The following is a 24,139-nucleotide window of genomic DNA, read 5'->3' on the forward strand; positions in this document are numbered from 1 at the left end:
ATCCGCGTTTAAAGCTCGGCGCGTTCGATCACGAGGCCGCGGTCGGTGACCACGACCCACTGGCCGTCGCGGCGCTCGATCGAGCGGACGCGGCCGATGCCCGGGGCGCGGGCGCCGCGCACCACTTCGATCATGCCGTAGCGGCCTTCGAGCAGGGCGACGCCGCGGGTGACCTCGCGCACCGTCCAGTTGCGGACGATCTTGGCGTTGTCGCGGGGCTTTTCTTCGGCTGCGGTGGCGGCGCGAGCGTCGCGGGAGACGCTGCCGGTCGCGATCTGATCGTCGGCGCGCGCAAGACGCTGCTGTTCGTTCTGCCTGGCTTCCGCGGCCTGACGAACCTCGGTCGCCTGCTTCTCCATGCGGTCGAGACGCTCCTGCATCTCGGCCACGCGCTGGGCGTCGCCCTTCGACTGGTCGAGCTTGGCCGAGAGCGTCTCGATCTTGGAGCTCGATTGGTCACGGGTCGCGTCGAGCGTCTTCTGGAGGCCGGCGAGCTCGGACTTGAGGGCGCGGACCTCGTCCTGGCTGTTGGCGGCGGCGTTGGCGGCCGACTTCGACAGCTGCGACTGGCTCTGCTTCGACTGGTCGAGCGCGCGCTGGAGGCGCGAGACCTCGTTGCGGAGCGCGGTCATGTCCTTGTTGAGGGCCGCGGCCTTCTTCTGCTGGCCGCTCGGATCGATGTTCGAGTCGAGCCCGACCGCGCGGGCGTCGAGCGCCGCGACGGTGTCAAGCGAATCGGTCAGCGCCGGCGCCGTCGCGAAGGAGGCGGCGGCCGCCCCCGCGCCGATCGCGAGCGCCGCCGCGAGCGCGTAAGGGGCGAAGGACCAGCGCGCACGATCGCGCTCGTAAGGGGGCTCGAGCGGATCGCCGGACGAGAAGGCGGCGTCCTCGGCGGGTTCGCCTTTCCAGTCCGCGATGGCGCGGCTGAAGGATTGGTCAGGCTTGGGGAGAGCGGCGGTCATCGGTGTAACCCTCGGGCGACATCCGACGAGTAACGTTCGAATGTCGTTACCGAAGCGTTACCGGAGCGACTCCAATCGCGCCCAAGGCTTCGGCGCCGCTCATGATTTTTTCGCGGGGCCAGACGAAGAAATCGCCCTCATGCGCAAGCGCGGCCTCGAGCAGACGATGATAGTCGCGCCGCGGCGTCTCGACTGCGCCGAATCGACGAAGGTGGTCCGTCACGAACTGGGTGTCGAGCAGATGGAAGCCGCCGACCTTCAGCCTGGCGACGAGGTGGACCAGCGCGACCTTCGAGGCGTCGCGCTCGACATGGAACATGCTCTCGCCGAAGAAGGCGGCGCCGAGCCGCACGCCGTAGAGCCCGCCGACGAGACGGCCGTCCGCCCAGGCCTCGACGCTGTGGCAGCGCCCGATCGCGTGGAGGTCGCCGTAAAGCTTCCGGATGCGTTCGTTGATCCAGGTCTTCTGCCGCCCGGGGGCCGGCGCGGCGCAGCCCTCCATTACGGCGTCGAACGCAGAGTCGATCCGGATTTCGAAGCGGTCGCCCCGCACGGTGCGCGCGAGACGATCGGAAACGCGGAAATCGTCGAGCGGGAGAACGCCGCGCTGCTCCGGTTCGATCCAGAACAGGCCGGGGTCGTTCGCGCTCTCCGCCATCGGAAAGATCCCGCAGGCGTAGGCCTTGAGCAGGACCTCCGGCGTGATCTCGACGAGGACGTCGTTGATGCGGGTCATACGGGAGCGACTCGGCTGCGGGCGCGAACTGCGTGCTTCGAGACGCCTTCCTGCGGAAGGCTCCTCAGCATGAGGACCGTGGAGCGAAAATATACCGAAACGTTCGGGCCTCCACCTTCCTCATGCTGAGGAGCGCCGAAGGCGCGTCTCGAAGCACGCAGTCGGCGTCCGCGCGTTTCACTCCCCGCCCTGCGACTCCGCCAGCATCTTCTCGAGCCAGTGGATGTCGTACTCGCCGTCCTGGATCGAGGCGTTGCGCACCAGCCGGCGGAACAGCGGAAGGGTGGTGTCGACGCCGTCGACCACGAACTCGTCGAGCGCGCGCCGCAGCCGCATCAGGCATTCGGTGCGGTTGCGGCCGTGGACGATCAGCTTGCCGATCATCGAGTCGTAGTTCGGCGGGATCGCGTAGCCCTGATAGGCCGCGCTGTCGACGCGCACGCCGAGGCCGCCGGGCACGTGGTAGTAGGCGATGCGGCCGGGCGAGGGCCGGAAGGTCTCGGGATGCTCGGCGTTCACCCGGCACTCGATGGCGTGGCCGCGGAAGATCACGTCTTCCTGGGCGATGCCGAGACGCGCGCCGCCCGCGATCCGGATCTGCTCGTTGATCAGATCGATCCCTGTGACCATCTCGGTCACCGGATGCTCGACCTGGATGCGGGTGTTCATCTCGATGAAGTAGAAGCGGCCGTTTTCGTAAAGAAACTCGATCGTGCCGACGCCGCGGTACTTCAGTTCGCGCATCGCGGCCGCGACTGTCTCGCCGATCTGCTCGCGCTCGGCCGCGTTGAGCGCAGGCGAGGGGGCCTCTTCCCAGACCTTCTGGTGACGGCGCTGCAGCGAGCAGTCGCGCTCGCCGAGATGGATCGCCGCGCCTTCGCCGTCGCCGAGCACCTGGATCTCGATGTGGCGCGGCTGGCCGAGATATTTTTCAAGATAGACAGCGTCGTCGCCGAAGGCGGCCTTGGCCTCCGAACGCGCGGTCTGCAGCGCCTCGACGAGATCGTCCTCGGTCTTGGCGACCTTCATGCCGCGCCCGCCGCCGCCCGCCGCCGCCTTCACGAGCACCGGGAAGCCGATCTCTTTGGCGACGCGCATCGCCTCGACCTCGTCGGTGACGCCGCCGTTCGAGCCCGGCACGACCGGAATGCCGAGGCGCTTGGCCGTCTGCTTCGCCTCGATCTTGTCGCCCATGATCCGGATGTGCCCCGGCTTGGGGCCGATGAAGGTGAGGTTGTGCTCCTCGAGGATCTCGGCGAAGCGCGCGTTCTCCGAGAGAAAGCCGTAGCCGGGATGCACCGCGTCCGCCCCGGTGATCTCGCAGGCGGCCAGCAGCGCCGGGATGTTGAGGTAGCTGTCGCGCGCGGCCGGCGGGCCGATGCAGACGCTCTCGTCGGCGAGGCGCACATGCATGGCGTCGGCGTCGGCGGTCGAATGGACCGCCACCGTCGCGATGCCGAGCTCCTTGCAGGCGCGCAGGATGCGCAGCGCGATCTCGCCGCGGTTGGCGATCAGGACCTTGTCGATGCCGGCCATCGGGTCAGTCGACGATGATGAGCGGTTCGCCGAATTCGACCGGCTGGCCGTCGGCGACGAGGATTTCGCGAACCGTGCCGGCGCGCGGCGCGGGAATCGCGTTCATGGTCTTCATGGCCTCGACGATCAGCAGCGTCTGGCCCTGCCGGACGCTGGCGCCGACCTCGACGAAGGCCTTCGCGCCGGGCTCGGGCGCCAGATAGGCGGTCCCCACCATCGGCGACGTCACGACGCCCGGATGCTTGGCCGGATCGTCGGCGGCGGCGGCCGGCGCGGCGGATGCCGCCGCGGGAGCGGCGTAGACCGGCGCGACGGCCGGGCCGGCGGTGAGCTGGCGCGCGACGCGGACGCGGAAGTCGCCGCGCTCGATCTCGATCTCGCTCAGGCCTTTCTCCTCGAGCAGCTCGGCGAGCTCTCGGACGAAGGCCTGGTCGTCGTTGTGGCGGACGGGTGCTTTGCTCATCGGCGGCAAGTCTTCATGTGGGTATGCTCCGTCTCCGGGGCCGCTTTCCGCGGTCAGACCGCGATCGTCGCGGGGCCGCCGTCCCGGCGGATGCGACGCGCGAGCGCGTGAAGGGCGAATTCGTATCCGTCGATCCCGAGGCCGACGATGACGCCGTCGGCGACGGCGGAAATGTAGGAATGGTGGCGATAGCTTTCGCGGGCGTGAATGTTCGAGATGTGGACCTCGACGATCGGTTTTTCCACCGCGCGCAGCGCGTCCTGCAGGGCGACCGAGGTGTGGGTCAGCCCGGCGGCGTTGATCACGACGCCGTCCGCCGCCTGCCTCGCCTCCTGGATCCAGTCGATCAGCTCGCCCTCATGATTGGACTGGCGGAACACGACCGACAGGCCGAGTCCGTCGGCGACGTCGCGCGAACGAGCCTCGACGTCGCCGAGCGTCGCCGAGCCATAGACCGCCGGCTCGCGCAGCCCGAGCAGATTGAGGTTCGGTCCATTGAGGATGAAGACCACTGGGTTCAAGGGACGCTTCGCTGAGGCGGCCCGGCTGGCCGCCGGGACGGGCGCGGCCGGAAGCCGCAGAACGCCGCCTTATAGGAAAGACGCGGCCCGAACCCAAGCGATTCCGGAACAGGAGGGTTCGAAGGCTGCGCGGAACCGCCGGCGGTCGGGCGCGCCGGACCGCCGGCGATCGGCTCAGCACATGGCCTTGCCGCACTTCCGAAGCGCCGCGACCCGGCCCTTGAGGTCGTCGACGATCCCGCGCGTGTTCGGCACCACGGCCTCGCCGATCACGTAGGTCGGCGTCGCCTCGACGCCGAGATCGTCGGCGAGCTGTTTCGATTCGAGCAGGGTCGCCTCGACCTCCGGCGCGCCCATCGCGGCCTCGAGCTTCTTGCGGTCGACGCCGACCTCGGTCGCGACCGCGAGCGCTTTGTCGCGGGTCGCGAGCGACTGGCCGCCGAGCAGCTTGTCGTGGAAGGCGCGGAACTTGTCCGGGGCGATGCGGTTCAGGGCGATCGAGACCTGCGCGGCCCCGACCGACTCTTCGCGGATGACCGGAAGCTCCATCACCACGACGCGCAGGTTCGGGTCGTTGTCGACGAGCGCGTCGATGTCCTTGATGGCGCGGCGGCAGAAGCCGCAATTGTAGTCGAAGAACTCGACCAGCGTGACGTCGCCCTTCGGATTGCCGAGGACGGCGTGCAGCTTCTTCTCGTCGATCTTCGACACATAGGTCTTCAGCACGTCGGCGCGCTGCTCGGCGAGCTTGGCCTGCTGGCGCCGGTTCCACTCTTGCTGCGCCTCGTAGAGCACCTCTGGATTGGTCACGAGATATTCGCGGACGATCTTGCCGATCTCCTCCTTCTCCTTGGCGTCGAAGGCGAACGCCGGACCTGCGGCCGCGGCGATCAGCGCGCCGGCGAGGGCGAGGCGGGGGAAGAGGGGCATGGTGGTGGTTTCCGTGTCAGATCGGAGCGGTGCGGACGACAGAACGTGCTGCGTGCTTCGAGACGCCGGCTTTGGCCGGCTCCTCAGCATGAGGAATGTGGCGGAGTTTGGCTATTCGATGTCGTGCGCGCCAAATCTCCCGCCGAGACGTCACCGACGCTTCTCATGCTGAGGAGCTCGTCTCCGACGAGCGTCTCGAAGCACGCAGTTCGCCTCAGTTCATCTTCTGCGGCGTGTAGGTCGCGATGTCGTCGGCCTTCAGCCAGTTCGGCGTGCCCGTCTTGAAGCCGGCCTTGGCGCGGTTCGCGATCTGGCGCGCGGTGCCGTAGTCGCCCTCGGCGAAGGCCGCCTGCGCCGAGGCGAGGTCGGCCTCGGGAATCTTGTTCTTCTTGGCGAGCGCGATGGCGAGCTGCCGAAAACCCTCGGCGTTCTTCGGATCGCGCGCAGTGGCGCGGGTGAGTTCGGCCACCGCGTCGCCGCCCTTGCCGCCGCCGGCGTTCATCGCCTGTCCGAGCATGGTGCGGATCGGCGTCGCGCCCGGGGCGAGCGACAGCGCCTTGCGAAGCTCGGGCACGGCCTGCGCCGGGCGCCCGTTCTCGAGATAGGCCTGCCCCTTGAGCTCGTGGAACCAGGGATTGTTGGGCTGGGCGCGGATGAGGTCGTCGATCTGCGCGGCCGCGCTGTCGATCGGCGACGACCGGTAGGAGGCGATCGCCCTCGCGTAGCGGGCCGGCAGGCTCATGTCGCTCGGCGGGTAGCGCCGGCCGACGCCCTGCGGCGTGTCCGTGAAGCCGTAGAGCTTGGCGCGCATCATGTCGTGGCGCGCCTGAAGCGCCGGCGGGTCGAGCTTGTCGTAATAGGGGCTCTTCTTCGCGAGATCCTGAAGGTTCGCGATGCGGTCGGCCGGCATCGGATGGCTCTGCGCGTAGGGGTCGATGAAGCGCTTGGAGAACGCGATCTGGCTCTCGAAACGCTGGAACGTCGTCAGCATGCCCTTGGCCGACTGGCCGGACTTGTTCAGGTAGCTGATCGCCGATCGGTCGGCCGCCTGCTCCTCGCCGCGCTGGTAGGAGAGCAGCGAGCGGCGGATCGCCTCCTGCGGCGCCATCACCGCGCCTGCGACCGCGCCGCCGGCGTTGTCGCCCGGGCGACTGGTCGCCACCGCTCCGGCCGCGGCTCCGATGCCGAGCAGCATCGCGACGATCGACATCGTCTGGGCCTGGTCGAGCCGCTGGCGGAGTCTGGCCAGATGGCCGCCGACGATGTGGCCGGTCTCGTGCGCGAGCACGCCGATGACCTCGTTCGGGGTCTTGGCTTCCATCAGCGTGCCGATGTTGACGAAGATGCGCCGGCCGTCGGCCACGAAGGCGTTGAACTCCTTCGAGTTGATGATCGTGATCTCGACCACGCCCTCGTTGATGCCCGCCGCCTTGAAGATCGGCGCCATGTAGTCGCGCAGCAGCCCCTCGATCTCGGCGTCGCGGATGACGGGCATGCCGCGCGGCGTCTGGGCGGAGGCCGGGGCGGTCACGCCGACGAGCGCCGTCGCCGCGGCCGCGACGAGCGCTGTCGCCCGCCGGAGCTGGCGACCCAGGAAGGTCTGCGTACGCAAAGTCGGGATCATCGCTCCTCGCGTCGGGGATCGTGCGAGCGCTCGGATGCTATCCGCGCGGAAGGACGCGGGCAACGCGCAGGCGCGCGCGGCCGCCTTTCGCCGGCGCCCTTTGCGCGAGGGGAGCCCTTCGGTCTATTAGGGGCGACGGCCCGAACGCACGTTCTCGCGATCCCGCCTCCCGGCTTCGTCACGGACGGCGGGCGCGCGTGCGTTTTGGGGTCTGCGATGTGGACAAGGGACGGCGCCGGCTCCCCGAATCGGGACGGCTGCGTCTAAGGCTGACGAGTCGTGGTTCGCCGCGGCGTCGGCCGATCAACCTGAGAGACGGAATGGCGCGCTACGTCTTCATCACCGGCGGAGTGGTGTCCTCGCTTGGCAAGGGCCTCGCCTCCGCGGCGCTCGGAGCCCTGCTTCAGGCGCGCGGCTATTCGGTGCGGCTGCGCAAGCTCGATCCCTATCTCAATGTCGATCCGGGCACGATGAGCCCGACCCAGCACGGCGAGGTGTTCGTCACCGACGACGGCGCCGAGACCGACCTCGACCTCGGCCATTACGAGCGCTTCACCGGCCAGCCGGCCTCGATCCGCGACAACATCACGACAGGCCGCATCTATCGCGACATCATCGCCAAGGAGCGCCGCGGGGATTATCTCGGCGGCACCGTGCAGGTGATCCCGCACGTCACCGACGCCATCAAGGCCTTCGTCCGCGAGGGCAACGACGACTTCGACTTCGTGCTGGTCGAGATCGGCGGCACGGTCGGCGACATCGAGGGCCTGCCGTTCTTCGAGGCGATCCGCCAGCTCGGCAACGACCTGCCGCGCGGAGACTGCATCTACATCCACCTGACGCTGCTGCCCTACATCCCGAGCGCCGGAGAGCTGAAGACCAAGCCGACCCAGCACTCCGTCAAGGAGCTGCGCTCGATCGGCATCCAGCCCGATATCCTGCTGTGCCGCTGCGACAGGCCGATTCCGCCCGAAGAGCGCCGCAAGCTCGGCCTGTTCTGCAACGTCCGCGAGACGGCCGTGATCGAGGCCCGCGACGTCGGCACCATCTACGAGGTGCCAGAGGCCTACCACCGCGAGGGCCTCGACGTCGAAGTGCTGCGCGCCTTCGGGATCGAGCCGGGCTCGCCGCCGGATCTGTCCGGCTGGCGCAACATCACCCACCGGATCAAGAACCCGGAGGGCGAGGTCACGATCGCGATCGTGGGCAAGTACACGGGTCTGAAGGACGCCTACAAGTCGCTCTACGAGGCGCTCGTGCACGGCGGCGTCGCCAACACCGTGAAGGTCAACGTCGACTGGATCGAGAGCGAGATCTTCGAGCGCGAAGATCCGACGCCGTTCCTCGAGCACGTCCACGGCATTCTGGTTCCGGGCGGCTTCGGCCAGCGCGGCGCTGAAGGAAAGATCAAGGCCGCGACCTTCGCGCGCGAGCGCAAGGTGCCGTATTTCGGCATCTGCTTCGGCATGCAGATGGCGGTGATCGAGGCGGCGCGGAATCTCGCCGGCGTGACCGAGGCCAACTCCACCGAGTTCGGCCCGACGCCCGAGCCGATCGTCGGCCTGATGACCGAATGGGTGAAGGGCAACGAACTCGAGAAGCGTTTCGCGGCCGGCGATCTCGGCGGCACCATGCGTCTGGGCGCCTACGACGCGACGCTGAAGCTCGGCTCGAAGGCGGCCGAGATCTACGGCGCGACCGACATCTCCGAGCGCCACCGCCACCGCTATGAGGTCAACACCGCGTATCGCGACCGGCTGGAGCAGCGCGGCCTGATCTTCTCTGGCATGTCGCCCGACGGGCTGCTGCCGGAGATCGTCGAGCATGTCGACCATCCCTGGTTCGTCGGCGTCCAGTTCCACCCCGAGCTCAAGTCGCGGCCGTTCGAGCCGCATCCGCTGTTCGCGAGCTTCGTCGGCGCGGCGCTGACGCAGAGCCGGCTGGTGTGATGCGGTCCACGCCCGCAAAGTTCTGGGCGTGGTTTTCCGTGAACGCGGGTCGTCTCGCGCGAATCGTGGAGCCGGAAGCCTCGGAGGACGAGCGGATGAAGCTCTACGCGGAGCTGAACGAGCAGTTCGACGCCGCGTTCGAAAACGTCATCTGCGAAGTCGGCTTCAAGGACGGTTCGGCGCAGTTCGTCATCTCGGCCGACGGCCAGAGGGAGCGGTTCGGGGCGGTCATCGATTATGTGGAGGGCGCGCCCGAGATCCCCGGCTGGAAAGTGGTCCCCTTCCGGCAGCGCATGCCGGTCGACTACATGCTCAAGATGTTCGGCGTCGACTATCCGCCCGCCGACATGAGGCTGAAGCCTGCGGCGGCGGCGGACAATGTGGACATGGCGTTCTACCTGAAGACCGACGGCCGGCTCGACGACGCGAGTTTCAGTCAGGTGACCTACATCGTGCTCGACGGCCTCCTAGGAGAGTTCGACGTCGAGGCTTATGTGGGCGTCGTCGAGAAGACGCTGCTGGCTCCAAGCGCGCCCTGGCCGGAAGGCGCGCTGGGCCTCGACGAAGCCCGCGACGAATTCGACCGGCTGAGCGCGCGCCTGAGGCCCGTCAGGCGATGACGGCGCGCGGCCTTGATCACCTCATCCACCTCGTGCGCGACCTCGACGCTGCGGCTGCGGCTTATGAGCGGCTCGGCTTCAGGGTCTCGTCCGAGAACCGCCATCCGTTCGGCACCAAGAACCGCATCGTCCAGTTCCCCGGCGCGTTCATCGAGATCCTGGCCATAGGCGACCACGCGCCGGTTCCGGACGCCGCGCCGGGCCAGCCGTCCTTCGCCGCCTTCCATCGCGACCTGCTTGCGCGGGCAGGCGAGGGCGGCTCCGGCATCGCGCTCGAATGCCCCGATGCGCGCGGCGACGCCGCAGCATTCGCGCGCTTTGGGATCGGAGACTTCCAGCCGTTCTTTTTCGAGCGGCGCGGGACGCGCGCCGAGGGCTCAGACGTCCATGTCGCGTTCGAGCTCGCTTTCGCGCAGGACGCCGCCTCGCCGGACGCGCTCTTCTTCGCTTGCGATCACAAATTCCCGGACAACTTCTGGAGCGAAGAGGCGCAGCGCCATCCAAACGGCGCGACCACAATCCTCGGGGCGATCCTGACGGCCGAAAATCCCTCGGATCACCACGTCTTCCTCAAGGCGTTCACAGGCGTCCACGATTTTCGCGCCACCTCGCTCGGGCTGTCGATCGCGACGCCGCGCGGGACGCTCGACGTGCTCACCCCGTTCGCGTTCCGCCAACTCACCGGCGTCGAGGCTCCGCAGGGGGACGGAATGCGGCTCGCCGCCATCCGCATCGCCGCGCCTCGCGCGCAGATTGCGCCGGGGACGGATCATTTCGGCCTCACGCTTGTGCTGGAAGAGGCGCGCGCGGCCTGATAGGTCGCACGGCCGAACGAACCGGAGCACCGCCCGATGAACGCACCTGTCCAGAACCGCCCGCAGGGCGTCGTCGAAATCGGCGAAGGCGCCGGCAAGGTCCGCTTCGGCAACGACCTTCCGGTCGCGCTCATCGCAGGCCCCTGCCAGATGGAAAGCCGCGAGCACGCGCTCGAGGTCGCCTCCGCGCTCAAGGAGATCGCGGGCAAGCTCGGGATCGGGCTGGTGTTCAAGACCTCGTTCGACAAGGCCAACCGCACCAGCGCGAACGCGCAGCGCGGCATGGGGCTCGAGGCGGCGCTGCCGGTCTTCGCCGAGATCCGCGAGAGCCTCGGCCTGCCGACGCTGACCGACGTCCACGACGCCCATCAGTGCGCAGCCGTGGCCGAGGCCGTCGACGTGCTGCAGATCCCGGCGTTCCTCTGCCGCCAGACCGACCTGTTGCTCGCCGCCGCCGCGACGGGCCGCGTCGTCAACGTCAAGAAGGGTCAGTTTCTCGCGCCCTGGGACATGAAGAACGTGGTGGCCAAGCTCACCGGCGCCGGGAACCCGAAGGTGCTGCTCACCGAGCGCGGGGCCTCGTTCGGCTACAACACGCTCGTCTCCGACATGCGCGCGCTGCCCGAGATGGCCAAGACCGGCGCGCCGGTGATCTTCGACGCCACCCATTCGGTGCAGCAGCCGGGCGGGCAGGGCACGTCTTCGGGCGGCCAGCGCGAATACGTCGCCGTTCTCGCGCGCGCCGCGGTGGCGGTCGGCGTGGCGGGGCTCTTCATCGAGAGCCACCCGGATCCCGACCACGCCCCCTCGGACGGTCCGAACATGGTCGCGCTCAAGGACATGCCGGCGCTGCTCGAGCGCCTGATGGCGTTCGACAAGATCGCCAAAGCGGCCTGATCCGCCTCAGGTTCGTCCTGTTGATCAATTGATTGATTGCGACAGTCCGCCCCGATACTGATCGAAGCCGCGGCGGCAAGACCGTTCCGGCTTCGACGGGGGAAGACGGCATGCCGATCATCGCGACGATCCTCAGCGGGCTCTTCTTCTGGGGAGTCTACTGGTTCATCTTCATGGACGGCCACAAGGCCGTCGGCGGCATGCTCACCGGGCGGCGCAACGCCAAGCGACGGGCGGCGGCCCTCGACGCCGAGGCTCGCGCGCCGATCACGTTGATCGCTGATCCGCGCGACGCCGCGACCGTCCTGATGTACCTCGTCGCGCGCCAGAAGGGCGATTATTCAGCGGCCCAGCTCTCCGCCATCGGGGCCGAGATGCGCGGCGTGCTGTCGCTTGAGGGCGACCTCGCCGAGCGCCAGTCCTATGCGCGCTTCGCCTGCACCAAGACGCCGAGCGTCACCGCCGCGATCCAGGACGTCGCGCCCTTGCCGAGCGACCGGCTGACGCCGGAGGAGCGCGACGATCTCTTCGCCATGGTGGACCGCATCGCCAACGTCGACGGTCCGCCGAGCGATGAGCAGGCGGCCTCGCTGGCGGCTCTGCGGAAGGCGCTCGAACCTGCGGAGGCGACCGGCCAGGGCTTCGGCTGGACACGCGCCCGCGCCTGAAAGGCCTAAGTCTGCGCCACGAGCTGCGCGTTGGCGCGGTCGTAGCGGATATAGGCTGCGGCCGACACATGCGTGCCGCCGACCCAGTGGTCGGCGCCGTTGACGACCCGGTGGTCGAGCCGCCCCGACAGCACCGCGCGCCCCGTGCGGGTGAGCCGCAGGCGCGCCCGGGCGAACTCGGCGTAGCCCCGGTCGGGCGTGGGCCTTGAGCCGCAATGGTCCTGCGAGGGCCCGGGCAGCCCTTCGATCAGCGGCCTGTCGCCGAACGCCAGCCCGTCGAGCCGGCGAAAGAAGCTGGCGTCGCCCAGAAACTGCGCGTCGTCCTCTTCGCTCACGCGGCGGAAGAGTTCGCCGGTGGTCGTCTCCTCGCGCGCAAGATGCGACAACGCCCGCTCCTCGGTGAGGGTGAGCCCCATCAGCGGGTCGGGCAGCTCCGCCAGCAGGCGGTTCAGCGCGCGGCCAAGATAGGGCAGGGCGCTGGTATCGGACTGGGCGAGATCGGCGAGCCGATGGGGGGTCGGCGCAGTGAACGCCTCCCAAGCCTCGCTCGCGAGGCTCTGTTGCTCGTGCGTCACCGGCGCGGCCGCCTCGGCGAGGCGCCGCATCGAGTCCGGTCCCTGATGGCCGAGATAGTCGTCGGCCTGGACGAGATGGAGCCCCTCGAGACGATCTTCACCGCGGAAGAAGTCGAGGATCTGCAGCAGTTGCAACTGGTCGTAGAGGTCGTGCTCGAGCCAGATCTCGACTCTTTGGAAGCCCGAATGCCGGCGAATGGCGGCGTCGCGCGACCGGAATTCGGTCGCGACCTCCTCGGCTCCGAGCCCGAGGTCGGAGGAAATGAAAGTCGCGCGGATCGCCGACAGACGTTCGAGGCCGCTCATCGCCGGCACCGGGCCGTCATGCAGGACGTCGCGCCAGGCGAGGATCCGGCCGGCGACGCCGGCTGCCTCCAGCCGGGCGACTGCCGCGTCGCCGTTCGTGATGACCAGCACGTCGTCGGGGCGCCGCTCGGAATTCGTATCGGGGATCATCAGCGCCTTCCAACTTCGCATGCGTCGTTCACGGCATGGAAGGTGGGGGGCGCTTGGGGCGTATTCGCGGCGGCGGCGTCTCACGAGACCGCGTCCTAGCGGCTCTCGGCGCGGGAGTCCGCCGGCACGGCCAGCGTGACGGTTCGGCGACGGCGCGCCGCCGTATTTGCGCCCATTCCGTTTCTGGCGCGACACATGCGGTCACCCCCGTCCGCGATACGGCGGCACGCCCTGGTCCGGCGCCCAGAGGCTTGCGGGGCGTTCGCCGGTCTCGAAGAATACGTCGATCGGAATGCCGCCGCGCGGATACCAGTAGCCGCCAATCCTCAGCCACTTCGGGGCGAGCGCCGCGACGAGCCGCTTGCCGATCGCGACCGTGCAGTCCTCGTGGAAGGCGCCGTGGTTGCGGAACGAGCCGAGATAGAGCTTCAGCGATTTGGACTCCACCAGCCACGCGCCCGGCGCGTAGTCGATGACGAGATGGGCGAAATCCGGCTGGCCGGTCACGGGGCAGAGCGAGGTGAACTCCGGCGCGGCGAAGCGGACGACGTAGTCGACGTCCGTATGGGGATTGGGAACGCGGTCGAGCTCCGCCTCTTCGGGGGATGCGGGAAGCGGCGTCTGCCGGCCGAGCTGAAGGTCGCTCATGGGATCTCCTGAAATCTCGGGCGGATTTAGCGCAGCCTGGGGCCAAGCGCGATCTTTCGCGGTGGCGCGCCATCCGCTAGAGGTGCGCCGACCTCCTCCATCTCAGCCTTCGGAGCCCGCCACATGACCGCAATCGTCGACATCGTCGCCCGCGAGATCCTGGACAGCCGCGGCAATCCGACCGTCGAGGTGGACGTCACGCTCGAGGACGGCAGCCAGGGTCGCGCCGCGGTGCCCTCCGGCGCCTCGACCGGCGCGCATGAGGCGGTCGAGCTCCGCGACGGCGACAAGAAGCGTTATCTGGGCAAGGGCGTCACCAAGGCGGTCGACGCCGTCAACGGCGAGATCTTCGACGCGATCGGCGGCTTCGACGCCGAGGAGCAGGTGAAGATCGACGAGACCCTGATCGCGCTCGACGGCACGCCCAACAAGGCGCGGCTCGGCGCGAACGCGATCCTAGGCGTCTCGCTCGCGACCGCCAAGGCCGCGGCGGCGAGCTCCATGACGCCGCTCTATCGCTATGTCGGCGGCGTCTCGGCCCGCGTCCTTCCGGTGCCGATGATGAACATCGTCAACGGCGGCGCGCACGCCGACAACCCGATCGACTTCCAGGAATTCATGATCATGCCGGTGGGCGCCGAGAGCTTCTCGGAGGCGCTGCGCACCGGCGCGGAGATCTTCCACACGCTGAAGAAGCAGCTGAAGGACGCCGGCCACAACACCAATGTCGGCGACGAGGGCGGCTTCGCTCCGAACCTTTCCTCGGCCGAGGTCGCGCTCGACTTCGTCATGAAGTCGGTCGAGAAGGCCGGCTTCAAGCCGGGCAAGGACGTCTACATCGCGCTCGATTGCGCCGCGACCGAGTTCTTCAAGGACGGCAAGTATGTCTACGAGGGCGAGGGCGAGACCCGCGACCCCGAGAAGCAGGCCAAGTACCTCGCCAAGCTCGTGAAGAACTACCCGATCGTCTCGATCGAAGACGGCATGGCCGAGGACGACTGGGAGGGTTGGAAGGCCGTCACCGAGCTCGTCGGCGACAAGTGCCAGCTGGTCGGCGACGACCTGTTCGTCACGAATGTCGAGCGTCTGTCGAAGGGCATCAAGAAGGGCGTCGCCAACTCGATCCTGGTCAAGGTCAACCAGATCGGTTCGCTGACCGAGACGCTCGCCGCCGTCGACATGGCCCAGCGCGCCGGCTACACGGCCGTGATGAGCCACCGCTCCGGCGAGACCGAGGACGCGACCATCGCGGACCTCGCGGTCGCGACCAATTGCGGGCAGATCAAGACCGGCTCGCTCGCCCGTTCGGACCGGATCGCGAAGTACAATCAGCTGCTGCGCATCGAGCAGGAGCTCGGCGCCCAGGCGATCTACGCCGGCAGGGCGGCGCTCAAGGCGCTCGACTGATCTCTCCGAGCGTCGCCTTGGGCGGCCCGTGAGCCAACAAAAAGCCCCGCGGCCGAAACCGCGGGGTTTTTCTTTGGTCCGATCGTGCGGATCAGAACTTGTAGGCGAGGCCGCCCATGACCCGGTTCTCGGTGAGCTTCACGCCGCTGCGGCGGCCGTAATCCGCGTAGCGGTACTCGGCGCGGCCCACGACGTTGTCGGTGAAGGCGTATTCGGCGCCGCCGCCGGCCGTCCAGCCGGTGAAGCTGCGGGACTGGGTCGCCGCGCCGCCCGTGCCGGTGCCCTTGACGCGCGCATAGGCGACGCCCGCCGCGCCGTAGACCATGACGCGATCGAACGCGACGCCGACGCGGCCGCGGGTGGCGCCGGCCCACTTCACGTCAGCCTTCACGCTGCCGAACGGAGCGAAGCTGACCTTGTCGTCCTGGTCCGACCAGTTGAAGTCGGTCTCGACGCCGACAACGAGCGGGGAAGCGTCGAACTGATAGTTATAGCCGGCGTAGCCGCCGATCAGCGCGCCCTTCGGCCGGAACGCGCCGCCGCCCAGACGATCCTTGCCGTAGCCGGCCTGGACGCCGAGATAGGCGCCGGTCCAGCTGAAGGACGGCACGGCGATGACGGCCGGCGCGGCTTCCATCGGAAGGTCGGCGGCGAAGGCCGAGGTGGAGAGAAGGGCGGCGGAGAGAGCCGCGCCGAGAGCGAGAGAGCGAACCATCGAAATTTCCCCGACAAGAAACCCGCGGTCCTTGCGCCGGCGGGTCGTTCGAGGGCGTGAATGACCCCGGCCGGGTTAAATGTCCCTAAATCGCCACCCCGTTGTTTTTGCTGTGCTTAAGAGAGAATTGTTGGTCGAATGACGAGCATAAGTCTTCGTTCACCACCAGACTTACGGATGCGTCAGGCCTGACCGAGCTGTTCGGTCGGGATGGCCTCACCGTCGTTCCGGCCGAAGCGCAGCGAAGAGCCGGAATGAGGGGCAGGGGCTCTGCGCGCTCTCCGCGTGACGTCGCGCCCGCGCGGCGCCATCTTCTGCTCATGCAATGGACCGATGACGGACTGATCCTCGGGGTGCGGCGCCACGGGGAAACCTCCGTGACGCTCGAGCTGTTCACGCGCGAGCATGGTCGCCATCTCGGCCTCGTTCGGGGCGGGCGTTCGAAAAGACTGCGGCCGACGCTTCAGCCCGGCAACACGGTGCGGGCGACATGGCGCGCGCGGCTCGACGACCATCTTGGCGCCTTCGTGGTCGAGCCGCTCGCCTCGCGGGCCGGGCGGCTGATGGAGCGCGCCGAGGCGCTGCACGGCGTCGGCCATCTCGCCGGCCTGCTGCGGCTGCTCGCCGAGCGCGATCCTCACGCAGCGCTTTACGAGACCGCCGAGATCGTCGCCGACCATCTCGACGATCCGGAAGCGGCGCCTGCGTTGCTGGTGCGCCTCGAGCTCGCCGTGCTGGAGGAACTCGGCTTCGGACTTGATCTCACGGCTTGCGCGGCGACTGGCGAAACCGACGACCTCGCCTATGTTTCGCCGAAATCCGGCCGAGCGGTCGGCCGGGAAGCCGGCGCGCCTTACGCGCAACGCCTGTTCGCGCTGCCGCCTTTTCTGCTCGCGCGCGGACCCAACGCCTCGCCGACGCCCGATGACGTCGCGGCGGGTTTCGCGCTCACCGGCTTTTTTCTCAACGCCCATGTCTGGGAGCCGCGCGGCATGAAACCGCCGGACGCGCGCGCGGCGCTGCTCGCAAGCTTCGCCAAGCGGGCGGTCTGAGGCCAGACTCAGCCGCAGGCCGCAAGCTTCGGCGCGGTTCTCATGCCCGAGACCTCCGCGACGATCTCGTAGGAGCGCTTGCGCGCCTCGTGGTCCCAGATCGCGGCCGCGACGATGAACTCGTCCGCGCCCGTGCGCTCGGCGAGCTCTTCGAGCCCGCGTCGGACGGTCTCCGGAGATCCGACCACCGAGCAGGCGAGCATGGAGGAGGCCTGCATCTTCTCGCGCGGGCTCCAGAAGGCGTCGATGTCGTCGATCGGCGGCGGAAGCTTGCCGCGGGTCCCCCGGAACATGCGGGTGAAGCTCTGCTGCGCCGAAGTGAACAGCCGCCGCGCCTCCTCATCGGTCTCTGCCGCGATCACGTTGACGCCGACGGCGGCGTAGGACGCGCCGAGCTGCTGTGAAGGCTGGAACCGCGCGCGATAGATCTCGAGCGCGGGATCGAGGGCGTCCGGCGCGAAATGCGAGGCGAAGGCGTAAGGCAGGCCAAGCGCCGCGGCGAGCTGCGCGCCGAAGAGGCTGGAGCCAAGGATCCAGAGCGGCACCTCCGTCCCGGAGCCCGGCACGGCCTGCACCTTCTGGGTTTCGCCCGCCGGGGCGAGCAGCGCCTGAAGCTCCAGAACGTCCTGCGGAAACGTGTCGGCGGCGTTCGGATCGCGCCTCAGCGCGCGCAGCGTCATCTGGTCGGTGCCCGGCGCTCGGCCGAGGCCGAGGTCGATGCGGCCCGGAAACAGGGTCTCGAGCGTGCCGAACTGCTCGGCGATCACGAGCGGCGAGTGGTTGGGCAGCATCACGCCGCCGGCGCCGACCCGGATCGAGGTCGTGCCCGCCGCCACATGCGCGATGGCGACCGCAGTCGCGGCGCTCGCGATGCCCACCATGTTGTGGTGTTCGGCGAGCCAGAACCGCCTGTAGCCGAGCGCCTCTGCGCGCTGTGCGAGATCTCGCGACCGGTGGAGCGCGACGGCGGCGTCGCCGCCCTCGGGAATGAAGGCGAGGTCGAGGACGGAAAGAACGGGCATGGGGCTTCTCGCCTCCTGTCGGTCTGGCGTCACGGGAGGTCGGCGCGCAAAGCCGCCCGCGCAAGGGCCTCGGGCGCAAAGCTCCTTTGCGCGAGGGGCCGCATCGGAACGATATCCCAGTTCTGGCCATTGAGACCGCGAGAGGCGAACGAGACGGCTTCGGCCGTCGGACGACCCGAACAGGGAGAGCCCGATGAAGACCTCGATCCTGACCCTTTGCGCGACCATCGCCGCGCTGGCGCTCGCGAGCGCGGCGCAGGCCGACGAGATCGTGACCAGGTCGACCACGAGCGGCGTCTATTCCGCGCCGGTCGCCGGCGCGACCCCGCAGGCGCGCGACCATCCGGCGCCCGACACCACCATGCGCGAAGTTCACAAGAAGACCACGGTGGAGCATGTCCCGGGCGAAACGACCGTGATCCGCCAGGGCGGTTCGGTCGACGCCGAGGGCGCCGGCCGCTGAGCCGATCTCAGAAAGCCCAAACCGTCAATGAGCCGGGCGTTCCCCACAGGCGGAACGCCCGGCTTTTCTTGAAGCGAATCGGATCCCGGCCTAACGAGATGCGATGAGCGAACTCGCGCCTCCGCCCGAAGACGGCGTCTTGCCGGTCGACCTCCGGTCGGCGCTGGAGGAGCGCTATCTCGCTTACGCGCTCTCCACCATCACGCAGCGCGCCCTGCCGGACGTCCGCGACGGGCTGAAGCCGGTGCATCGCCGGGTTCTCTGGGCGATGCGGGAGCTGAAGCTCGACCCGGGCTCGGCCTTCAAGAAATGCGCGCGCGTCGTCGGCGACGTCATCGGCAAGTACCATCCGCACGGCGACCAGTCGGTCTATGACGCGATGGTGCGCCTTGCGCAGGACTTCGCGCAGCGCTGGCCGCTGGTGGAGGGGCAGGGCAACTTCGGCAACGTCGACGGCGATAACGCCGCGGCCATGCGCTACACCGAGGCGCGCCTCACCGAGGTCGCGCGCCTGCTGCTCGACGGGCTCGACGAGAACGCGGTCGATTTCCGCCCAACCTATGACGGCTCGGAAGAAGAGCCGATCGTCCTGCCCGGCGCCTTCCCGAACCTGCTCGCGAACGGCTCCCAGGGCATCGCGGTCGGCATGGCGACCGCCGTGCCGCCCCACAACGTGTTCGAGCTGGTCGAGGCCGCCCGGGTTCTCCTCGCCGATCCGAGCGCCGAGACCGAAGCGTTGCTCGGCCACGTGAAGGGCCCGGACTTCCCGACCGGCGGCGTGATCGTCGACAGCGCGTCGGTCATCGCCGAAAGCTACCGCACCGGCCGCGGCTCGTTCCGCACCCGAGCGCGCTGGTCGGTCGAGGACCTTGGCCGCGGCACATGGGTGGCGGTCGTCACCGAGATCCCGTGGCTCGTGCCGAAGAGCCGGCTCGTCGAGCGCATCGCCGAGCTCATCAACGACCGCAAGCTTCCGCTCGTGGTCGACGTGCGCGACGAGTCGACCGAGGACATCCGCCTGGTGATCGAGCCGCGGGCGCGCCAGGTCGATCCGGTCGTGATGATGGAGAGCGTGTTCAAGCTCACGGAGCTCGAGACCCGCATCCCGATCAACATGAACGTGCTGGTGCGCGGCACGACGCCTGTTGTGCTCGGTCTCAAGGACGCGCTCCGTCACTGGCTCGACCATCGCCGCGAGGTCATCCAGCGCCGCGCCCAGCACCGGCTCGACGCCATCGTGCGCAGGCTCGAAATTCTCGACGGCCTGCTGATCGCCTTCCTCAACATCGACGAGGTGATCCGGATCGTCCGCCAGGCCGACGACCCCAAGGCGGACCTCATCGCGGCCTTCGACCTGACCGAGCTTCAGGCCGACTCGATCCTCAACATGCGCCTGCGGTCGCTCGCCAAGCTCGAAGAGATCGAGATCAGGCGCGAGCACGAGAAGCTCACCAAGGAGGGCGAGGACTTGCGCGCGCTGCTCGGCTCCGAGCGGAAGCAGTGGAACCGCGTCGGCAAGGAGCTCGACGCGCTCGCCAAGTCCTTCGGACCTGACACGCCGCTGGGCAAGCGCAGGACGACCTTCGAGGCGCCGCCCTCGGCGACGGCCGCCGACGTCGCAGACGCCTTCGTCGAGCGCGAGCCGATCACCGTGGTGGTGTCTGAAAAAGGCTGGATCCGCGCGCTCAAGGGCCATGTGGCCGACGTCTCGAACCTGTCGTTCAAGGCCGACGACAAGCTCAAGCTCTCGTTTCCGACCGAGACCACGGCGAAGCTCCTCGTCGTCACGTCGAACGGCAAGGTCTACACGCTCGACGCCTCGAAGCTCCCCGGCGGACGAGGCAACGGCGAGCCGATCCGCTTGATGGCGGACATCGACGACGGCGCCGAGGTGGTGGACGTCTTCGCGCACAAGGCCGCAAGAAAGCGCCTCGTGGTGACGACCGGCGCGCGCGGCTTCTTGGTGGGCGAGGACCAGCTCCTGTCCTCCACCCGCAAGGGCAGGCAGGTGGCGAACCTCGAGACCGGCGCCACCGTGCTGAAGTTCGCGGAGGCGTCAGGCGACACGGTCGCGATCGTGGGCGAGAACAGGAAGCTTCTGCTGTTCCCGATCGGCCAGGTGGCCGAGATGGCGCGCGGTTCGGGCGTTCGCCTCCAGCGCTACAAGGATGGCGGCGTCTCCGACGCCAAGGTCTTCGCGCTCGCCGAAGGACTGAGCTTCACCACGAATGGCGGCGTCGCGCGGCTCGTGAAGGGCGAGGAGCTGCGCGACTGGCTCGGCAACCGCGCCGAGGCGGGCAGGCTCCCTCCCCACGGGTTCCCGAAGTCGAACCGGTTCACCGGCTGACGGGTTCAATTTCGGCTAAGAAGTCGTCGGCGGACAATCTTCTCGCCCGACGTTGTGCGGGTCGCCCTCGACGAACCTTCTGCTCGCGCCCGACGGATCGCTGTTCGGGACGACGGAAGGGGGCGGCCCGTCGAACTGCGGCCTCGTGTTTCAGCTGAAGCCTCAGAAGAGCGGCGCGCTGCCCTGGAAGTTCAAGACGCTCGCGACCTTCGCCTCCGAAGTCGGCTGCACGCCGCGGTCCGCGCTTACGCGCGACGACGCTGGAAATCTCTACGGCGCGCTTTTCACGGGCGGGGCCGCCAATCTCGGGGCGGCCTATATGCTCAGGCCGACGTCCGGCGGCTCATACAAGCTCAAGACGCTGAAGTCCTTCAGCGACCCGAACCAGGTCGGGTCGCCCATCGGCGACATCGCGCTCGATGGGGTTGGAGCCGTGATCGGCGCGGCGCGCAACGGCGGCGCGGACGGTTGCGGCGGCGTTTATCGCCTGGCGCCTCCGTCGGGGAGCGGAAAGAAATGGAAGTTCCAGAAGGTTCGTAAGCTCGCCGGCGGCGGGGAGGGATGCTTTCCGCTCGGCGTGGCGCGCGATGCGGGGAGCGGGGCGCTCGCCGTGACGACGTATCAGGGCGGCGTGTTCAACGTCGGCGCTCTGCTTGAACTCACGCCGCGCGCCTCAGGGCCTGCGGACTATCGTCTTCGGCTGCGGGAGAGCTTCGGGCCGAGCTACAACTATCCGCAAGGGTCGCCCGTCTGGGGGCCGGATGGAGAGGTCTACGGCTCCACGACGGACGCGATCGCGATCTGGCGCTCCTCGCCGGCGCCGTAAGCGGCGCAGATCCGACAGCCTACTCGCCCTCGCGCAGCGTCCAGCCGGTCGGTCCGAGATATTCTTGCGGGCGGAAGCGGCGCTTGTAGTCCATCTTCGGCGAGCCATCGACCCAGTAGCCAAGATAGAGGTAGGGCAGTCCGAGCGCCCTCGCGCGCTCGATGTGGTCGAGGATCACATGCGTGCCGAGGCCGCGCTCGCGCTGGGCGGGATCGTAGAAGGAATAGACCAGCGACAGCCCATCCGAGAGCCGGTCGACGAGCGCGACCGCGAGAAGCGGACCTGCGCCCCGGCCGTTGATCGCTGTGTCGGGGCCGCGGCGGCGATACTCGACGAGGCCGGTGCGCACATGGCTGTCCTCCACCATGGTGGCGTAGTCGAGCACCGTCATGTCGGCCATGCCGCCGTCGGAATGGCGGCTGTCGAGATAGGCGCGGAACAGCGAATACTGCTCCGACGTCGGCGTCGCGCCGATCTCGGCGCGCACGAGGTCGCGGTTGACCGCGCGGTTCCGCCGGAACGCCTTGGTGGGCGCGAACTCGGCCACCCGCACCCGGACCGACACGCAGGCCCGGCAGCTTTCGCAAGCCGGCCGATAGGCGATCGTCTGGCTGCGGCGGAACCCGCCATGCGTCAGCAGATCGTTGAGGGTCGCGGCCTCTTCGCCGACAAGGTGCGTGAACACCTTTCTCTCGAACTGGCCCTTGAGGTAGGGACAGGGCGAGGGCGCGGTCAGATAGAACTGCGGCGTGTCGCGCGAATGAGCGGTCAAGGCGTCGTCCAGCCGAGCGCCGCGGTCCCGCCCGCGACGCAGCGTCGATCAGGATATCAGCGCTTCGCCGCCCGGCAAGCGGCGCGTCAGCGCCGCCCTTCGAGCGTTCCGCGATCCACGAACAGCGTGCCGAGCACGAGGTCGTGCAGCAACTGCTTGCGACGCGTGAACAGTCCGACCGCAAGGATGAGCGGCGTCAGGAAGGTGATCGAGACGTAGAGGAACACGACATGGGCGGCGGCGATGACGAAGCCGGGCTTCGCGCCGTGCCACAGACGGCAGGTGAGGCCAGTGAGCCGCATGCCCCAGGTCGCGGCTCTGTCGCCGCCGAGCGTCGCGCCCGAATAGAGAATCGCGACCGCCGGGAAGACGCCGCCGAACAGAAGCCACGCCAGGCCGAACGTCAGAAAGCCCAGCATCAGGATGACGCCGCTCGCCACGAAGGTCAGCAGGCAGACCATCACGAAGTCCACGCAGAAGGCGAGGATGCGCCGGCTGAGCACGCCCTCGTAGAGCCGCGGCTCCACCAGCGGGTCGAAGACCTCGCGGGGCGGCTGGGCTGCGGGATAGAGCGGGGCAGAGGTCGTCATGTTTCGGCTTCGGCTCCAGTCGGTCGCGCGAGGCGTCGCGCGTCAGAAAATCTGGTGCGGCTCGAGCCTTCGCGCAAGGCGCGCAATTGACGGGGAGCCGCGCCGGATTGATCGTCGCGCGACGAGGGAGGCCGCGATGCTGGATCGAAGGGCGGCGCTGACAGGCGGGGCGGCGTTGGCGCTCGGCGCCTCGCTCGCGCCGGCCGTGCGCGCCGCGGCGATCGGTCCGCGAGAGATCGAGCTCGTGCTGCGCCTCGAGCCGCCGATGACGCTTGGCGGGGCGGGCGCCGACATTCCGCTTCCCTCCGCCGCCACCGCGATGCGCGTCGCGGGCGATGCGGTCCGCGTCCGTAGGACCGCCGACGGAATTTCGGCGGCCTGGGCCGGCGGCGCGCTTTCGCCCTGGATCGAGATCACGATCCGCATGCCCGCACCCTCTGGGAACGATGCGTTCGCGCCGCCTGCTCCGCAGGTGCGCGCCGCCGCCGGCCCGCTCGAACCGTCGGACTATCGATGGTCGGTCCTTCGGCGCTGACGCGAGGCGCGCGAGGAGGAGGGTTCAGCGCTACGCCTCGACGCGTATCAGTTTCTCGGGGTTGCGCGTCACGTAGATCGCGACGACGCGCTCGTCCTCGGCTTCGAAGGGGTCGAGACGCGCGGTCATGGGAGAAATCCTCGTTCGAGATGACTGACGAGGACATGACGAGGCGGCGGGATCCGGCGTGACGTGACGGAGCGAGAAACTTCGGCCTCGCCTTCGGCTCGTCTGGCATGCCAGAGTGCGCGCCAAGAAGATTGAGCCAAAAACGATCCGGAGGACGCTGATGAACGCCCATGTCTACGACCTGACGCTCGCGGACGGCCGTCGCCTGAGCCCCTATTGCTGGGCCGCCAAGCTTGCGCTCGCGCACAAGGGCGTGGCGTTCGAGACGACCGCGGCGCGCTTCGTCGACATTCCGAACATTCGCGGCGGCGGCTTCAAGACCGTGCCGGTGGTGGAGCTCGGCGACGAGGTGGTGGGCGACTCCTTCGAACTCGCGCTGAAGCTGGAGCGCGATTTCCCGGACCGGCTGACGCTGTTCGCCGGCGATGGCGGCGTGGCGCTCAGCCGTTTCGTCGGCGCGCACGCCGCATACCTACTCGGCAAGATGTCGCGCGCCATGGTGCTGGCGATCCATGACGGTCTCGACGCCGAGACGCAGGCCTACTTCCGGACCTCGCGCGAAAAGATGTTCCGGCGACCGCTCGAGGAGGTGGCGGCGAACCCGGAACATTCGATCGCGTCCGCCCGCGAGGCCATGACGCCGATCAAGATCCTGCTGCGGCAGCAGCCGTTCCTCGGCGGCGACGAACCGCTGTTCGCCGACATGCTGATCGCGGGCCTCTTCCAGTGGGCGCGGGTCGTGGGCGCGGTCGATTATCTCGACGGCGAGGACAAGCTCGCCGCCTGGTTCTCCCGGCTGGAGGATCGCTACGGCGAGACGCTGGCGAAAACCCGGGGGTAAGGTCAGGCGATCCGCCTGATCGGCCCTCCTGAAGACGGCG

Annotated in this window: 25 protein-coding genes; 12 read left to right on the top strand and 13 right to left on the bottom strand. The window is 68.6% G+C overall.

Annotated elements, in window-relative coordinates; translation table 11 throughout:
• Window positions 1-8: 8 nt before the first annotated feature.
• The 7 genes from ACFOWB_RS16115 to ACFOWB_RS16145 form a co-directional block, all read right to left on the bottom strand.
• Window positions 9-962, bottom strand: coding sequence for a hypothetical protein (locus tag ACFOWB_RS16115; protein ID WP_261403182.1), 954 nt, complete (start codon window positions 960-962; stop codon window positions 9-11).
• Window positions 963-1,008: 46 nt separating this feature from the next.
• Window positions 1,009-1,698: a leucyl/phenylalanyl-tRNA--protein transferase gene (aat, locus tag ACFOWB_RS16120; protein WP_261403183.1), complete on the bottom strand. Its 690-nt coding sequence runs from the start codon at window positions 1,696-1,698 to the stop codon at window positions 1,009-1,011.
• Window positions 1,699-1,875: 177 nt separating this feature from the next.
• Window positions 1,876-3,234, bottom strand: a complete 1,359-nt coding sequence (accC, locus tag ACFOWB_RS16125; RefSeq protein WP_378148259.1) for an acetyl-CoA carboxylase biotin carboxylase subunit — start codon at window positions 3,232-3,234, stop codon at window positions 1,876-1,878.
• Window positions 3,235-3,238: 4 nt separating this feature from the next.
• Window positions 3,239-3,697 (bottom strand): acetyl-CoA carboxylase biotin carboxyl carrier protein, encoded by a 459-nt coding sequence (accB, locus tag ACFOWB_RS16130; RefSeq protein ID WP_261403184.1) that lies wholly within the window; start codon window positions 3,695-3,697, stop codon window positions 3,239-3,241.
• A 53-nt stretch (window positions 3,698-3,750) separates the two neighbouring features.
• Window positions 3,751-4,218: a type II 3-dehydroquinate dehydratase gene (gene aroQ / locus ACFOWB_RS16135; protein WP_378148261.1), complete on the bottom strand. Its 468-nt coding sequence runs from the start codon at window positions 4,216-4,218 to the stop codon at window positions 3,751-3,753.
• Between the two features lie 174 nt (window positions 4,219-4,392).
• On the bottom strand, window positions 4,393-5,148 hold the full coding sequence (locus ACFOWB_RS16140) for a DsbA family protein (RefSeq protein WP_378148263.1): 756 nt from the start codon (window positions 5,146-5,148) through the stop codon (window positions 4,393-4,395).
• A gap of 214 nt (window positions 5,149-5,362) precedes the next feature.
• Window positions 5,363-6,772 carry a M48 family metalloprotease gene (locus ACFOWB_RS16145; protein WP_378148265.1) on the bottom strand — a complete coding sequence of 470 codons (1,410 nt, stop codon included), beginning with the start codon at window positions 6,770-6,772 and terminating at the stop codon, window positions 5,363-5,365.
• A 320-nt stretch (window positions 6,773-7,092) separates the two neighbouring features.
• Here ACFOWB_RS16145 and ACFOWB_RS16150 point away from each other — a divergent pair, with 320 nt between their 5' ends.
• The 5 genes from ACFOWB_RS16150 to ACFOWB_RS16170 all read left to right on the top strand — a co-directional run bounded on the left by ACFOWB_RS16150 (window position 7,093) and on the right by ACFOWB_RS16170 (window position 11,721).
• On the top strand, window positions 7,093-8,721 hold the full coding sequence (locus tag ACFOWB_RS16150) for a CTP synthase (protein WP_378148268.1): 1,629 nt from the start codon (window positions 7,093-7,095) through the stop codon (window positions 8,719-8,721).
• A complete protein-coding gene (locus ACFOWB_RS16155; RefSeq protein ID WP_378148270.1) occupies window positions 8,721-9,341 on the top strand; it encodes a hypothetical protein in 621 nt (206 codons plus the stop codon). The genes ACFOWB_RS16150 and ACFOWB_RS16155 overlap by 1 nt, the downstream gene beginning before the upstream one ends.
• Window positions 9,338-10,156: a VOC family protein gene (locus ACFOWB_RS16160; RefSeq protein WP_378148272.1), complete on the top strand. Its 819-nt coding sequence runs from the start codon at window positions 9,338-9,340 to the stop codon at window positions 10,154-10,156. The genes ACFOWB_RS16155 and ACFOWB_RS16160 overlap by 4 nt, the downstream gene beginning before the upstream one ends.
• Before the next feature lie 36 nt (window positions 10,157-10,192).
• Window positions 10,193-11,053, top strand: a complete 861-nt coding sequence (gene kdsA / locus ACFOWB_RS16165; protein ID WP_261403188.1) for a 3-deoxy-8-phosphooctulonate synthase — start codon at window positions 10,193-10,195, stop codon at window positions 11,051-11,053.
• A gap of 110 nt (window positions 11,054-11,163) precedes the next feature.
• Entirely contained in the window at window positions 11,164-11,721 is a 558-nt protein-coding gene (locus ACFOWB_RS16170) for a TerB family tellurite resistance protein (RefSeq protein ID WP_261403189.1), read from the top strand.
• Window positions 11,722-11,726: 5 nt separating this feature from the next.
• On the opposite strand, the gene ACFOWB_RS16175 is transcribed toward ACFOWB_RS16170, so the two are convergent.
• Window positions 11,727-12,752 (bottom strand): hypothetical protein, encoded by a 1,026-nt coding sequence (locus ACFOWB_RS16175; protein ID WP_378148275.1) that lies wholly within the window; start codon window positions 12,750-12,752, stop codon window positions 11,727-11,729.
• A gap of 201 nt (window positions 12,753-12,953) precedes the next feature.
• A complete protein-coding gene (gene queF, locus ACFOWB_RS16180) occupies window positions 12,954-13,400 on the bottom strand; it encodes a preQ(1) synthase (RefSeq protein WP_261403192.1) in 447 nt (148 codons plus the stop codon).
• 123 nt (window positions 13,401-13,523) lie between these two features.
• Here queF and eno point away from each other — a divergent pair, with 123 nt between their 5' ends.
• Window positions 13,524-14,807: a phosphopyruvate hydratase gene (gene eno, locus ACFOWB_RS16185; protein WP_378148279.1), complete on the top strand. Its 1,284-nt coding sequence runs from the start codon at window positions 13,524-13,526 to the stop codon at window positions 14,805-14,807.
• A gap of 91 nt (window positions 14,808-14,898) precedes the next feature.
• Here eno and ACFOWB_RS16190 read toward each other — a convergent pair whose 3' ends face one another.
• A complete protein-coding gene (locus tag ACFOWB_RS16190) occupies window positions 14,899-15,522 on the bottom strand; it encodes an outer membrane protein (RefSeq protein WP_261403193.1) in 624 nt (207 codons plus the stop codon).
• A gap of 320 nt (window positions 15,523-15,842) precedes the next feature.
• On the opposite strand from ACFOWB_RS16190, the gene recO reads away from it, so the two are divergent.
• Window positions 15,843-16,574: a DNA repair protein RecO gene (gene recO, locus ACFOWB_RS16195; RefSeq protein ID WP_261403194.1), complete on the top strand. Its 732-nt coding sequence runs from the start codon at window positions 15,843-15,845 to the stop codon at window positions 16,572-16,574.
• A gap of 8 nt (window positions 16,575-16,582) precedes the next feature.
• Here recO and ACFOWB_RS16200 read toward each other — a convergent pair whose 3' ends face one another.
• Window positions 16,583-17,596, bottom strand: a complete 1,014-nt coding sequence (locus tag ACFOWB_RS16200) for an LLM class flavin-dependent oxidoreductase (protein ID WP_378148282.1) — start codon at window positions 17,594-17,596, stop codon at window positions 16,583-16,585.
• Window positions 17,597-17,789: 193 nt separating this feature from the next.
• Between ACFOWB_RS16200 and ACFOWB_RS16205 the strand changes: the two genes are divergently transcribed.
• The 3 genes from ACFOWB_RS16205 (at window position 17,790) to ACFOWB_RS16215 (ending at window position 21,232) form a co-directional block, all read left to right on the top strand.
• Window positions 17,790-18,059: a hypothetical protein gene (locus ACFOWB_RS16205; RefSeq protein ID WP_261403195.1), complete on the top strand. Its 270-nt coding sequence runs from the start codon at window positions 17,790-17,792 to the stop codon at window positions 18,057-18,059.
• A 103-nt stretch (window positions 18,060-18,162) separates the two neighbouring features.
• A complete protein-coding gene (parC, locus tag ACFOWB_RS16210; protein WP_378148285.1) occupies window positions 18,163-20,406 on the top strand; it encodes a DNA topoisomerase IV subunit A in 2,244 nt (747 codons plus the stop codon).
• A 52-nt stretch (window positions 20,407-20,458) separates the two neighbouring features.
• On the top strand, window positions 20,459-21,232 hold the full coding sequence (locus ACFOWB_RS16215; RefSeq protein WP_261403196.1) for a choice-of-anchor tandem repeat GloVer-containing protein: 774 nt from the start codon (window positions 20,459-20,461) through the stop codon (window positions 21,230-21,232).
• 19 nt (window positions 21,233-21,251) lie between these two features.
• Here the strand turns inward: ACFOWB_RS16215 and ACFOWB_RS16220 are convergent, their stop codons facing one another.
• Both ACFOWB_RS16220 and ACFOWB_RS16225 read right to left on the bottom strand, forming a co-directional pair.
• Window positions 21,252-22,004 carry an arginyltransferase gene (locus tag ACFOWB_RS16220; RefSeq protein WP_261403197.1) on the bottom strand — a complete coding sequence of 251 codons (753 nt, stop codon included), beginning with the start codon at window positions 22,002-22,004 and terminating at the stop codon, window positions 21,252-21,254.
• An 86-nt stretch (window positions 22,005-22,090) separates the two neighbouring features.
• Window positions 22,091-22,594, bottom strand: a complete 504-nt coding sequence (locus ACFOWB_RS16225) for an RDD family protein (RefSeq protein ID WP_378148287.1) — start codon at window positions 22,592-22,594, stop codon at window positions 22,091-22,093.
• A 136-nt stretch (window positions 22,595-22,730) separates the two neighbouring features.
• Between ACFOWB_RS16225 and ACFOWB_RS16230 the strand changes: the two genes are divergently transcribed.
• Together ACFOWB_RS16230 and ACFOWB_RS16235 are read left to right on the top strand one after the other, a co-directional pair.
• Window positions 22,731-23,129 carry a hypothetical protein gene (locus tag ACFOWB_RS16230; RefSeq protein ID WP_261403198.1) on the top strand — a complete coding sequence of 133 codons (399 nt, stop codon included), beginning with the start codon at window positions 22,731-22,733 and terminating at the stop codon, window positions 23,127-23,129.
• A 289-nt stretch (window positions 23,130-23,418) separates the two neighbouring features.
• Complete coding sequence (locus tag ACFOWB_RS16235; protein ID WP_378148290.1) at window positions 23,419-24,099, top strand: glutathione S-transferase N-terminal domain-containing protein; 681 nt, start codon at window positions 23,419-23,421, stop codon at window positions 24,097-24,099.
• Window positions 24,100-24,139 lie beyond the last annotated feature (40 nt).

It is taken from the genome of Chenggangzhangella methanolivorans, from assembly GCF_042648545.1.
GTDB classification, from domain to species: Bacteria; Pseudomonadota; Alphaproteobacteria; order Rhizobiales; family Methylopilaceae; genus Methylopila; species Methylopila methanolivorans.

Excerpts from the sequence above, each read along its gene's own strand:
- ACFOWB_RS16200 (WP_378148282.1), bottom strand. The coding sequence starts at position 17,596 with ATGCCCGTTCTTTCCGTCCTCGACCTCGCCTTCATTCCCGAGGGCGGC.
- kdsA (WP_261403188.1), top strand. The coding sequence starts at position 10,193 with ATGAACGCACCTGTCCAGAACCGCCCGCAGGGCGTCGTCGAAATCGGC.
- ACFOWB_RS16115 (WP_261403182.1), bottom strand. The coding sequence starts at position 962 with ATGACCGCCGCTCTCCCCAAGCCTGACCAATCCTTCAGCCGCGCCATC.
- queF (WP_261403192.1), bottom strand. The coding sequence starts at position 13,400 with ATGAGCGACCTTCAGCTCGGCCGGCAGACGCCGCTTCCCGCATCCCCC.
- ACFOWB_RS16235 (WP_378148290.1), top strand. The coding sequence starts at position 23,419 with ATGAACGCCCATGTCTACGACCTGACGCTCGCGGACGGCCGTCGCCTG.
- parC (WP_378148285.1), top strand. The coding sequence starts at position 18,163 with ATGAGCGAACTCGCGCCTCCGCCCGAAGACGGCGTCTTGCCGGTCGAC.
- recO (WP_261403194.1), top strand. The coding sequence starts at position 15,843 with ATGCAATGGACCGATGACGGACTGATCCTCGGGGTGCGGCGCCACGGG.
- ACFOWB_RS16155 (WP_378148270.1), top strand. The coding sequence starts at position 8,721 with ATGCGGTCCACGCCCGCAAAGTTCTGGGCGTGGTTTTCCGTGAACGCG.
- ACFOWB_RS16170 (WP_261403189.1), top strand. The coding sequence starts at position 11,164 with ATGCCGATCATCGCGACGATCCTCAGCGGGCTCTTCTTCTGGGGAGTC.
- ACFOWB_RS16190 (WP_261403193.1), bottom strand. The coding sequence starts at position 15,522 with ATGGTTCGCTCTCTCGCTCTCGGCGCGGCTCTCTCCGCCGCCCTTCTC.
- ACFOWB_RS16145 (WP_378148265.1), bottom strand. The coding sequence starts at position 6,772 with ATGATCCCGACTTTGCGTACGCAGACCTTCCTGGGTCGCCAGCTCCGG.
- eno (WP_378148279.1), top strand. The coding sequence starts at position 13,524 with ATGACCGCAATCGTCGACATCGTCGCCCGCGAGATCCTGGACAGCCGC.
- ACFOWB_RS16160 (WP_378148272.1), top strand. The coding sequence starts at position 9,338 with ATGACGGCGCGCGGCCTTGATCACCTCATCCACCTCGTGCGCGACCTC.
- ACFOWB_RS16205 (WP_261403195.1), top strand. The coding sequence starts at position 17,790 with ATGAAGACCTCGATCCTGACCCTTTGCGCGACCATCGCCGCGCTGGCG.
- ACFOWB_RS16225 (WP_378148287.1), bottom strand. The coding sequence starts at position 22,594 with ATGACGACCTCTGCCCCGCTCTATCCCGCAGCCCAGCCGCCCCGCGAG.
- aat (WP_261403183.1), bottom strand. The coding sequence starts at position 1,698 with ATGACCCGCATCAACGACGTCCTCGTCGAGATCACGCCGGAGGTCCTG.
- ACFOWB_RS16230 (WP_261403198.1), top strand. The coding sequence starts at position 22,731 with ATGCTGGATCGAAGGGCGGCGCTGACAGGCGGGGCGGCGTTGGCGCTC.
- accC (WP_378148259.1), bottom strand. The coding sequence starts at position 3,234 with ATGGCCGGCATCGACAAGGTCCTGATCGCCAACCGCGGCGAGATCGCG.
- accB (WP_261403184.1), bottom strand. The coding sequence starts at position 3,697 with ATGAGCAAAGCACCCGTCCGCCACAACGACGACCAGGCCTTCGTCCGA.
- ACFOWB_RS16140 (WP_378148263.1), bottom strand. The coding sequence starts at position 5,148 with ATGCCCCTCTTCCCCCGCCTCGCCCTCGCCGGCGCGCTGATCGCCGCG.
- ACFOWB_RS16175 (WP_378148275.1), bottom strand. The coding sequence starts at position 12,752 with ATGATCCCCGATACGAATTCCGAGCGGCGCCCCGACGACGTGCTGGTC.
- ACFOWB_RS16150 (WP_378148268.1), top strand. The coding sequence starts at position 7,093 with ATGGCGCGCTACGTCTTCATCACCGGCGGAGTGGTGTCCTCGCTTGGC.